We start from the raw sequence: 10,987 nt of genomic DNA on the forward strand, positions 1-10,987 counted from the left end.
AAGCCGATGATCACGCAGTGCACGGCCGCGTTGCCCTTGGCCTCGTTGGCCCATTTGAACGTCTGGTGCGCGAAGGTCAGTTGCTGCCCGTAGGTGTTCAGTACGCCCCCCCAGAGCGGCGCGACCTGTTCGCCCTGCGTGACGCTGTTGGTGCTGACAAGCGCGGTGGCCACGGGCAGCGCGGGGTGATCGCGGTGAGCGTGGTTCATGAGCTGCGCCGCTTTGAGGTACCACGCGCTCACGTAGTCCAGGACGCCGGCGTCACGGGTGCCCCCGAACGTGGCGACCACCTGGGCGCGCTGCAGGGCCGTCATCTTCTTGCCCCCCACGAAGGGCGGGTTGCCCACGATGTACAGCCGCGCGAGGGCCGGCGCGTCCGCGTCCAGGTTGAGGTGCGTGGCCCAGTCGTTCTGCAGGGCGTCCCCGTGCAGGATGTGCGCGGCCTGCCGCAGGGGCAGGTTCACGAAGTTCTGGCCCAGCTGCCGGCTGGCCTCGACGTTCATCTGATGGTCGGTGAGCCACATGGCCACGCGGGCGATCTGGCTGGGGAACTCGTCGTACTCGATGCCGTAGAACTGCCCCACGTTGACCTTGAGCAGCTGCGAGATGTCCAGTACCTGCTGCCCGCGCTGCTGCTCGATCAGGGCGTCCAGCTCCAGGCGCCGCAACTCGCGGTACGCGAGGATCAGGAAGTTGCCGCTCCCGCAGGCCGGGTCCATGAAGCGCAGTCGGGGTAACAGGTCAAGGAACGCCTGCAGCTTGCCCTTGTTGCCGCGCGCCGCTTCACGCTGCGCTTTGAGGTCGTCCAGAAACAGCGGCCCCAGGGCCTTGATGATGTTCTCCTCGGACGTGTAGTGAGCGCCCAGGCGCCGGCGCTCCTCTTTGTTCATAACGGCCTGGAACATGCTGCCGAAGATGGCGGGGCTCACCTGTCCCCAGTCCACGGTGCAGGCTTCCAGCAGCATCTCGCGCATCCGACTGTCGAAGTCCGCCAGCTGGATCGGTTCTGCGAACAGGTCACCGTTCACGTACGGGAACGCGGCGAGGTGAGCCGGCAGCGTGGACTGACGCCGGTCAGGGGCCTGGTTGAGTACCTGGAACAGGCGTCCGAGCGTGGCGCCCAGATCCTGCCCGTCCTTGCGGGTGTTATCTGCGAGCAGGTCGTAGAACACGTCTGTCTCGTCGAACAGACCCGTGTCGTCTGCGAAGAGCAGGAAGAGCAGGCGCACGAGCATGACTTCCAGGTCGTGCCCGGTGTACCCGCTGGCTTCCAGCAGGTCGTGCAGCTTGCCCATCTTCTCAGCGGCCTTGACGTTGACGGGATCGGCCTCGTGCAGGCGCCGGAGTTGCTTGCCGATCAGGAACCCGAAGGCCTCGACGCGGTTGGGCAGCTCGCTGAGCGGGAACTCGGTGTGATCGCCGCTGCTGACCTCGTACAGGCGCATCCGGGCGAAGTCCGACAGCGCAATGAACTGCGGGCGCTCGTGTTCCTCTAGGGCCTCGGCGTAGCCCAGGGCCTGCGCGTATGCGGCGTCCAGGTCTTCACCGGCGCTCTTATGCTCGGCCATGAAGCGGCCGGGCAGCAGCAGGTCGATGCGGCCCCGGCCGCTGCCCTTGCCCAGCCCGCTGACCTTCTGCTCGAACTTGCCCTCGCGGCGTCGGCTGACGCCGAACACCTTCAGGAAGTCATTCCAGAAAGACTGGGCCTCGGCGTTCTCCTTGCGTTCGCCCTGGTACTCCTGGGCGAATGTCGCGGCGTTCGTGCGGATCTCGTTCCAGTTCAATGCCATGTAACTACCCAGTATTCCCGCTCCTGGAGATGTCCGGTGTCGCACATGCATCTGACCGCTCGTCCAACACGATCACCTGTCGAACATAATCCAGAAAGAAAGAAAGTTAGAAAGAAAGAAAGACTCTCTCAGGTCCATGATGGGGTCAAGCGTCATGAGGCACAATGGGCCGCAGCTTATGCCCATCACGCAAGTCAACGCCGCACGCCTGCCCGTCCATCACGCTTCTCTGCAGGTCACGGGGTGGCTTCTGGAGCGCCGTGGCCAGACGTTCGTGCATCAATGGCCGGTGCAGCTGAGCGGCGAGGACCGCGTGCACATTGGGCAGCGCGTGACGGTGCTGGCGCGGCCCCGGACGGACCTGTGGGGGAATCTGAACGATAAGACCGGCCTGCAGCGGCTGGCCCTGGCGCCGGCGCACCGGCCAAACGGATCGCGGTTCAGCGCGCTTGGGCAGCTGCGCCGTGTGGATCCATCTGAACAGATGATCGTGCTGCGCACGTTCCGGAACGGTTCGCACGGCAAGTTCGTGTCCCTGCGCGTCCGCGCCACAGAGAGCGTCCTGCGGGCTGTGGACGTGAACTGGTGGGCCGTGCAGGTGCGGGGCGGCCTCGTTGGGCGCACGCTCATCGCGGACGTCGTGGAGCACCGGCCCCCAGTGCGCCCAGGGGGGAAGTGGATGGACGAGTGGACGCTCGCGCCGGGCGTGGATCTCACGGCCTTCCCTGACCTCATTGAGCGCCCACTGACGGCCAGCGCGGTGCTGCGGCGCACCCCAGCCGGGCGCTGCTACCTGAATGGCCGGCCGTTGAAAGGTGACGCCTTTGAGGCGCTGCTCAAGGCTGGGTATCTGTGGGGCCGAATCCCCGGAGTGCCCTGAACGAACAGCAGGGCCGCAGCTGGGGGCTGCGGCCTCGTGTGTCTACGCTGGGTTAGACGATCTCGACGGTGACCTCGGTGAACATCGGGCCCCCGGGACTGCTCCACGTTTCCCGGTAAGTACCCGGGACCATGAGCTTCGCGGGGCTGGCGCGGCTCGGTAGCCAAGCCTTGAACGCCCTCCAGGCCGTAGCCCAGTCGTCCGTCGTGAGAGTGGGTGTACGGGACGCGCTGCCGCGCCCGCTCCGTGTCTGGCCATGGATTATCCAGGTCATGCCTGAAGGGTAGGAAGGTTGGCCCGAAAACTGAAAAACGGTCACGTTGGGCTACAGCAGTCGATGGGCAGCGACGGCAGCGCGCGGTGTTCACGGAGATGGAGTAGAAGACCTCTGGTCGTGAACTGGGGGGCGATCCTACGTGAAGTGGTTCGCTGTGTTGGGACGCCCGGGCCGTACAGTCGTGACAAGCATTAAGAAACAATTAAGTAGGTGGACAGCCTGTTGGTGAGGCGTGGATAAGGTGCTGTCAGAAGCCTTCTTGTCACATAGATTTGACAAACGTCGTGTGCATCGGCGTTGAGGCCTTACAAGAGGGATCACCGTGCTCATCGGTCAGAAGGCGCCTTCTGACCCGTCCGGACTGTCCAGTTGCTAGCAGATCTAGATCTGCTAGCAACTGCTAGCTAGCAAGATATGAAGCTAGAAAGATTTCTTTCTTGCTTTCCACGACGTTGAATCTGGGCTTTGAGACTGGTCGGCCGGCGTGCTAGCGTCAAGCCAATAAAAAAGACCCGCGCAACAACGCACAGGCCCTCGACAAGCACAGCGTAGCGCGGGCGGGAGCCTATGCCTAGTGCCTGACCACCAATCCCCGTCCACACTCAAGTTTCTCAGCCTTATTCCCGTGGCCCTGCAGGTCGAGCAGACCCCCACTACTGAACCCATTACGCCGACGATCGAACCTGAGCCGTGTCCTGCGAGCGCCGTCACTCTGGTGGCTGCACAGCGACCCACCCTGACCGTTGCGACAGTGCAGACTGTCCAGGTATCCCGGGTGTTCACTCACCAATCGCTGTCAACTCCCAAGTTCCTCAGCCTCATCCCTGAGGGTCTGCAGGCCCCGCAGCACCCCACTTCCCAGTCCATCACTCTGGGGACCGTACAGCCGTCCGCTGTGGCCGTGAGGACCTGTGTGGACTTGGAAGCCCCGCAGGCTGTTATCCCGGCGCCCGGCATGCCGACGGGCGCACTGGAGCCTCGCACCGATGTTGTGCGTCCTAGCCCGGCGATCGCGGCTGCTTCAGTAACCGTGCGGCCGTCTGTTCCGCCCGTCCCGACCGTGCGGGCTGTCCAAGTGTCTCAGCTGCCCATCCCGCTTGTTGAGGACGTCCTCGCAGGCCTCCAGCTGTCCTCTGGCGCACGCCGGACGTTCGAGGCGCTGCATGACCTGGCGCTCCATGCGCTTGCGGTGCGGGGTCACAGCCCCTGCCCGAATACCCTGACCCTGCACCTGCCGCAGCAGCTGCTTGCGGAACAGGTGGGGTACACAACACGCCACCTGCGTCGCCTGCTGACCGAACTCGTCACCGCTGGCGTCCTCGACTGGGGAGCACACGCGTCGAAAGTCAGGGGCATGAGTCTGTGGGACGGCTGCCTGTGGGCAGTGAAGCTCCGTCCCGCTCAGGTGGTGCCCCAACTGCGGCGCGAGGACTGGCTCTACGACTGGCGTGACTTCGAGGGGGATATGGCCGCTGGGCGCACTGTGAAGGGCATCAAGGCAGAAATGTCCCAACTACATCCCGATGAGCGGAAAAAGGCTGTCATAGACACCTTAAAAGCCTGGGCCGTTATTCCCGGAACACCCTTGAATCCCGTTGCTTGTAGTTCGGACATCGGCGCTACAGATGACCTGGATGTCGTCCAGGGCGTCACAGACGTCGTTCGCCGGTTGGATGAGGTGGCGCAGGTGCATCCGTCGCACCGTGCCGGTCTGGTCGGCCGACTGGGGTCCGCCTTGAGCAAGGCCCTGGGTGACCGTCAGTCGCGCCGGTTCTACTGTGGCTTGATCTGGCAGTCGTGGCGTGAAGAGATTGAGGGACACGGGGGCCTGCAGGTGCTGAAGGCCCTGCTGGAGCGGTTGCAGGTCGATCGGCGTGAGTGGCTGGAGCTGCGTAGCCCCGGCGCACTGCTTGCTGCACGGTGGAACGCCAGGACGGCGTAAGGGGGTACCCCATCCTCAGAGTGCAGTGGTGGTGTCCGGAAATACTGGCCGGCCCGCGTAGTTGATGAACCAGTGAACAGCTGTGGGTTCCGTGCCGCGACTACGGCGCCGTAGTCGCGCATTACGCCTCAGGCAGACTGTCGGATTTTGAGTCAAGTTTAAAACACTGTGCAGAACTCTGCACAGATGTGCATGTCGTTCCGAGCAATGCCTTGCGGGAATGAAAGTTCGTGAATAACATAACCGGCCATGAACCGTCCCCCGTGGAGCCTGCACACGTGACCTCTCTTGGTATCTCTGCGGCAAACCCTTCCCACCTGTTCTCCGGCCTGCAGGATCTGCACGAATGGGACGCCCTGTGTCCCCCTGACGACGCGCCCACCTCGGGCCTTGTGAACCGCGAGCGGCAGCGCCAGCAGTTCGCCCTGCTGGATGTGGCCTGCACCCTGCTGCCCGGTGACAGTCGCCTGCAGCGGTGTCACCGGATCCGCTTGACCACGGGGGCTCCCCTGAGCGTCTACGAGCTGCCCTGGGGCCCCCTGGCGCTGCAGAACGTGCAGACGTGCGGCCGGCCCTACTGCCCACTGTGCGGCCCCCGGATCCGGTCGCGGCGTGGCCGTGAGCTGGTCGGCTTCGCGCAGGCCCTCACCGCGCAGGGGTACCGGGCCCTGCGCGTGGATTGGACGCACGCCCACCCCCCGGGTACGTCCATGGCCGTTCAGGTGGAGCAGCAACGTCACGTGTTCCAGGCCATTAACAGGGGCCGGCGCGCGCTGTCGCAGCAGCTGAGGGGTCTGGGGAGCTACGTGGGAGCCCGGCGCGCCCTGGACTACACCTACGGCGTTGGGGGGCATCACCTGCATGCGCACAGCGTCCTGTTCCTGAAGACGGACGCGCCGCTGGAGGACGTCATGAACGTGGTGCGGGGGGCGTACCTGCACGCCGCGCAGCAGGTGGGCGTCACCGTGGGCGTGGCCGGCGTGCATGGGGCGTGGATCGACCCTGAAGGTGCCCGCTACCTGCACAAGGCCGGCTGGGTGCGGCCGCTGACCATGGGGAGTTCCTGCAGTCCCGAGCAGCTGCTCCTGCTGGCCGGTCAGGGTGATGCGGACGCCGGGAATGCCTGGACGGAGTACGCCCAGGGCCTGCAGGGCGTTAGGACGATCAGTACCACCCCAGGCCTGCGTGCCCGTGCTGAGCACGCCTTGGCCAGTGATGGGGATGACGCGCAGCTCGCGCAGGGCACGGTGCCTCAGGGAGCGCGGCTGGTAGCCCGGCTGGCCCCGTCGATGGCCCGGCTCCCCCTCTTCGCGTTGCCGGCCATGGCTACCTCACAGCGCCCCCCGCAGCCCCCGCGTCTGCAGATGCGCCGCGTTCGTTCGCCCCTGGTCACGACGGCCCGCAGGCTGCCGCGCAACCGTCATTCATTGCAGCAGCGGCAATGAACTGAGGTAACCCCATGGATTGCTTACGCGACCTGATAATTAGGAGCAATGAACTTGACGTGCTGGACGTCATTTCCATTGCTCCTAGTCAGTTCCGTTGCCCATCAAAGAAAGAAAGAAAGAAAGTTACTGGCAGGTGATCAGCGAGGAGTCTGTTCGGTTCGTTCCAGGTATTCCTGCAGGGCGTCGCGCACGATCTCCTGGATCTTGCGGCCCTCGTTGAGTGCCTGCAGTTTCACGCGCCGGTGCAGCGCAGTGGGCAGCCGTGTGTTGAATGACTCCAGGGGGCTTTCATCCTTCACTGAGTGCGAAGCAGGCTGGGGGGCGCTCAGGGACGCTGCAGGCGCCTGGGGCACTTCGATGAGCAGTGGAGCCGGGGTGGTCGCGGCCGGGGTGCTGCTGGCCTTCCTGGGGGCTTTCTGTGGGGCCGGGGCAGCTGCGCTGACTAGCTCAGGGCTGTCCGGGGCTGTCTGCGCCTCTTTGCGTGCCTGGATGGCGCTCTCAATGGACTTGCCCTGGGTACTCTTGCGCTTGGGCGCGGGCTTCTCGGTAGGCTTCTTGCTGGTCACTTCAGTACCTCATGCAGTGCGGCCCGGTACTCGTCCAGGTCGCCAGGGAGCTCGCCAAAGGCGCGTTCAAACTTGATCAGGTGGGGGATGACTCCGAAGACGGGTAGCTCCTCGTGCTCAAGGGCGTGCTTCATCTCGGCCCCCAGGCCCCCGCGTGCCTGTGTGAGCAGGATCCCCCACTGGCCTGTGAAGCCGGACGCGGCCAGAGCGTCCAGGGTGGGAATCAGGCGATCAGCCTCAAGAGCGTTGCACTTGCTGACCACGATCACGCGGGTGGCCATGCGAGCTGACTCACCCAGCACGCGGGGGTCATTCGGGGGCGTGTCCACGACTACCCAATCGTGCTTCATGGCCTGGGCGCTCTTTCCGTCTGGGTACACCTTGAACGGCAGATCCCCAGCAGAGCGGGCCCAGGCCCCGGCACTGCCCTCGGGATCGCGGTCAAGGACGGCCACGTCGCGCCCCTGCTCTGCCAGCAGCGCGGCTGTGTACATGGCCGTGACCGTCTTCCCCACGCCCCCTTTGCGGGACAACACCGAAACGACTTCAGACATGGGTGAAAGATAACTCACTTGTGAGCTTTCGAGAAAGTAAGATTGAAAGAAAGAAAGAAAGTCATCTAGCGGAAGCAGTGACGAGTGCTGTCTGGCAGCCAAGACAAGGGGCCCCAGCATCGCTGAGGCCCCTTCAGATGAGGTTCGTTTACTTGGAAGGTGTGAGGGTGGCAATGCAGGTTGCGGTGCCATTTGCGCCGGCCTTGCAGTTGCTGAGCACTGCGTTGTAAGGGCCGGATTTCAGGACAACCGTGGCAGGAGCGGGGGCCGGTGCGGCAGCCACAGGTGCGGCGCCGTATTTGGCTGCCACGGGCACGTTGTTGATCGGTTTCCCGAACACCCCCACAACTGCGAGGCGTGTGGGCTTCTCTGTCATCACGAAGAAGATGCTGAACTTAATGGGGGTGCCCGCGTAGTAGTTCAAGTTGACGGAGTAGCCGCTTGCGCTTCCGGGACCACCGAGGCCCGCTAATGTCCCCTTGGTAGAACGGCCGTCTGGGCTGACAACATCAAAGTCGCTGACACCGAAGATCTTGGAACCGTTTTTCGTTGCCGTGAAGAGGAAGTCACACTGCACCCCGTCCGTAACGACGTAGCACTGCTGTACACGGATGGAGCCGTCCTCAACCCCAATGTTCTGAGCGAAGGCGTTGGCGCTGAACATCAGGCCCATGATCATCATCGCGGTTCGTTTCATCTGTTGACCCTAGGGAACTGCTCAGGTGCGAGCAAGCGAACTTGACGCAGCGGTGCCAATGCCCCCGTTGGGTGAACAGGCTCGGTTGCTACGTAAAGCGGCTTCAGCCCGCTGTGGCTGAGTTGGCACCCTTACATGCGGTCGAGGATCCGCTTGACCTGGACGCTAGCCCACAGGCCCCCCTTGCGGGTGCGGAACCCGGACGCGTTGAGCTTGCTGGCGATCGTGGCCAGACTGTCCCCCTGACCCCGGAGTGCGCTGGCGAAGGCCGTGACCTGCTGCGTGGCCACGCGGGCCGCTTCCCGCTGCGCTGCAGGCCCCAGGGCGCGCGTCTCGGGTGTCAGGTTCTGCGTGTGCCCTACAGGCAGACCTCTGGCCTTCCTGGCGGCGAGTGCGGCGCGGGTGCGCTCGCTGACGAGCCGTGCTTCGTGCTCTGCGAGGGCAGCCATGACGTGCAGGGTCATGCGGTTGGCGTCGGGCATGTCTGCAGCCATGAACTCCACGCTGGTGTCCATCAGGGCGCTCGTGAAGGCCACGTTGCGCGCCAGTCGATCGAGCTTGGCGATCAGCAGCAGCGCGCCGGCCCGGCGTGCAGCGTCCAGGGCCGCTTCCAGCTGCGGGCGTCTCACCTTCCGGCCGGACTCCACTTCCGTGAACTCTGCAGTGATGCTCAGACCTCTGCTCACAGCGAGGGCCTGCACAGCCGCGCGCTGGGCTTCCAGGCCCAGGCCGGACACGCCCTGCTTCGCGGTGCTCACCCGGTAGTAGGCGACGGCTGTGATGGTCGGGGTGGTCATGGGGTCCATGTTACAACCTGAGGTCGTTCATCTCAAGTTGTAATGCAGTGTTGTATGCAATGAATAACGTGCCCTGGTCGGCGCAGATTTACCGCTGGCTGCATAAGGCGTGCTGAACGCAACTCTGCACCATGGATGGATGCTTTCTTTCTTTCTTTCACGCAAGTGGGTCTGTGGCTGTTCGCTAGGCCAAGTGGCTGTGCACCGTTCACTGCGGCTGAGATAGCGTGAGTGCATGCAAGCGTTGCCAGTCCGGCCGAATGGCATTTGGCTTGAGCAGAACTCTGACGGGCTCTACGAGGTGTCGATCCGGCAGGGGCTGGAGCTGCGGCTGCTCTTGTCGTTGGATGATGTTGAGCGTCTGTCGGGCGTCCTGCTGGACTGGCTGGGGGCGTCCGCTGTCACCCGGGCATCGTGGCGTCTGCAGCCCCGCTGTGTCCTCCAGAGCGGGGCTGCGGACTGGCCGGTCTGGCTCATGCCTGCAAAGTGGGGTGGGGCGGATGAACGGCCTTCCCTGCGCCTCTCCAGCAGTCTGGGTACGACAGAGATGGATCTGTCGGATGCCAAGGTGTCTGACCTCGTGGCCCTGTGTCAGGGGATCGTTCAACACGTGTTGGTGACCTCGGTCCCTGGGCTTACGCCCGCGCTGCCTGGGCTGGCCTTCATGCCAGTTCAGCCTGCGCACCTTGCCCAGCTGGACGCCTGGGTGAATCGATCGAGTTACCGCGCCACATGCACATCCCGATCAGAGCCCACGTTGCTGCACCTGACCTGGGGACGCCCCGCGTCGGCCCTGCCTGCCCGGCAGGTCGCGGATTGGGCCGTTGTGGATGACCATGGCGTGCTCCTGGGGGGCATGCGGTGTACTCATGGGTCTAGCCTGGGCTGGGTGGATGTGGCGTGCTGGTATCACTCGCCCACTGCACGCCCAGCATTCACGGATCTGGTGAACGCTGCCCTGCAGGCCCGGCTGCTGCCCTTCAAGCGGATTGCCGTGACCTGTACGGGTGAGCGGTATGCCCACGGGCTGCTCAGCATGTTGGTCTTGTCTGGCGCGCATGAGACACTCCATTCGACCCGGTTTCCGGACGCTGCTGTGGAGGTCATCTACTGCTTCACCAATGGCGCGCCCGCCCCTGCTGGGACGGGCGTAAGTGAGTCCTGACTGCAGTAGTCAAAGCTGCCAGAGTTTGCCTCTAGCAGCGCCTGACAGTGGTTACTTGTTCTTGCTGGCCTTCTTCGCCCTGGGTGCCTTGGCTGCGCCGGTCATGGCCAGCGTGGGGGCGAGGGCCTGGTACTCGTTCAGCAGGATGTTCAGGCGCTGTGCGACGGTGCTGCCGGCCTTGATGCCGTACAGCGCTTCGACGGCCCGGTCAAGCTGGTTGTGGGCTGCGCGCAGGTCGGTGGGCATGATGCTGGGGTCATACATCTGCGCGAGGGTGCTGCTCGCGTGCTTCGTGCGGGCGTCCAGGACGGCCTGTGCGGCGTTGGTGACAGCATCGATCTGCTTGGGCTTGAGCGCGGCGCGGTCAGGCCACGGGAACGTGTTGTAGCTGAGATCCTTGCTGTAGCGGTATCGGCTTTCCAAACGTCCGCTGACGAGGCGCATCCAATCCATGTGCAGTCGGGACTGCAGTACGCCGTAGTGGAACAGATCGGCGTCGGGCACCATGAAGACCAGATTGTTCACGATCGTCTCGTCCGTCATGTACCCCACTGGGATGTAATCGCGGCGTTCACTGCTCACGCTGGGAACGACCAAGTACTCACCTCTTGTTGGATGACGGTCTTCTCCGAACAGCGCTGGGGTTTCGGCTTTTTTCTGCGTCTGCAAACGAGGGCTTTTCAGTCTCCACGCCTTCACGTCCTCGATACGCTTACGCACCTGTGGCAGCTTGGCGAGGTCGCTCGGCGCGGCATCTTTCAGCCACAGTGCCCAGCGCTGGCCACCCTGCAGGTAGTCCTGGGCGTCCAACATGGGCTTGATGAATGGGGCAGCTGCGGGCTCAGCCTTCAGCAGGTCGTCGTGCTCCTGC

General features: G+C 64.0%; 10 protein-coding genes. 4 read left to right on the forward strand and 6 right to left on the reverse strand.

What is annotated here, in order from left to right:
* Positions 1 to 1,790, reverse strand: a 1,790-nt coding sequence (locus tag ABDZ66_RS17190) for a DNA methyltransferase (RefSeq protein ID WP_343761566.1), incomplete at its 3' end; no start/stop codon positions are given.
* Positions 1,791 to 1,968: 178 nt separating this feature from the next.
* Here ABDZ66_RS17190 and ABDZ66_RS17195 point away from each other — a divergent pair.
* The 3 genes from ABDZ66_RS17195 (at position 1,969) to ABDZ66_RS17205 (ending at position 6,334) form a co-directional block, all read left to right on the forward strand.
* Complete coding sequence (locus tag ABDZ66_RS17195) at positions 1,969 to 2,670, forward strand: hypothetical protein (RefSeq protein WP_343761568.1); 702 nt, start codon at positions 1,969 to 1,971, stop codon at positions 2,668 to 2,670.
* Between the two features lie 1,352 nt (positions 2,671 to 4,022).
* Positions 4,023 to 4,889, forward strand: a complete 867-nt coding sequence (locus ABDZ66_RS17200; RefSeq protein ID WP_343761570.1) for a hypothetical protein — start codon at positions 4,023 to 4,025, stop codon at positions 4,887 to 4,889.
* A 278-nt stretch (positions 4,890 to 5,167) separates the two neighbouring features.
* Positions 5,168 to 6,334 carry a hypothetical protein gene (locus ABDZ66_RS17205; protein WP_343761573.1) on the forward strand — a complete coding sequence of 389 codons (1,167 nt, stop codon included), beginning with the start codon at positions 5,168 to 5,170 and terminating at the stop codon, positions 6,332 to 6,334.
* Between the two features lie 140 nt (positions 6,335 to 6,474).
* On the opposite strand, the gene ABDZ66_RS17210 is transcribed toward ABDZ66_RS17205, so the two are convergent.
* From ABDZ66_RS17210 to ABDZ66_RS17225, 4 genes are all read right to left on the reverse strand, one after another.
* The gene (locus ABDZ66_RS17210; protein WP_343761575.1) at positions 6,475 to 6,903 is read right to left on the reverse strand and encodes a hypothetical protein; all 429 of its coding nucleotides are present in this window, start codon (positions 6,901 to 6,903) and stop codon (positions 6,475 to 6,477) included.
* Positions 6,900 to 7,457, reverse strand: coding sequence for a ParA family protein (locus tag ABDZ66_RS17215; RefSeq protein ID WP_343761578.1), 558 nt, complete (start codon positions 7,455 to 7,457; stop codon positions 6,900 to 6,902). The genes ABDZ66_RS17210 and ABDZ66_RS17215 overlap by 4 nt, the downstream gene beginning before the upstream one ends.
* 148 nt (positions 7,458 to 7,605) lie before the next feature.
* A complete protein-coding gene (locus ABDZ66_RS17220; protein ID WP_343761580.1) occupies positions 7,606 to 8,154 on the reverse strand; it encodes a hypothetical protein in 549 nt (182 codons plus the stop codon).
* Between the two features lie 131 nt (positions 8,155 to 8,285).
* Positions 8,286 to 8,951, reverse strand: coding sequence for a recombinase family protein (locus ABDZ66_RS17225; RefSeq protein ID WP_343761582.1), 666 nt, complete (start codon positions 8,949 to 8,951; stop codon positions 8,286 to 8,288).
* Positions 8,952 to 9,186: 235 nt separating this feature from the next.
* On the opposite strand from ABDZ66_RS17225, the gene ABDZ66_RS17230 reads away from it, so the two are divergent.
* The gene (locus ABDZ66_RS17230) at positions 9,187 to 10,116 is read left to right on the forward strand and encodes a hypothetical protein (RefSeq protein ID WP_343761584.1); all 930 of its coding nucleotides are present in this window, start codon (positions 9,187 to 9,189) and stop codon (positions 10,114 to 10,116) included.
* 51 nt (positions 10,117 to 10,167) lie between these two features.
* On the opposite strand, the gene ABDZ66_RS17235 is transcribed toward ABDZ66_RS17230, so the two are convergent.
* On the reverse strand, positions 10,168 to 10,987 hold an 820-nt coding region (locus ABDZ66_RS17235; RefSeq protein ID WP_343761586.1), incomplete at its 5' end, for a type IIL restriction-modification enzyme MmeI.

Origin of the sequence: Deinococcus depolymerans (assembly GCF_039522025.1) — a bacterium.
GTDB lineage: Bacteria > Deinococcota > Deinococci > Deinococcales > Deinococcaceae > Deinococcus > Deinococcus depolymerans.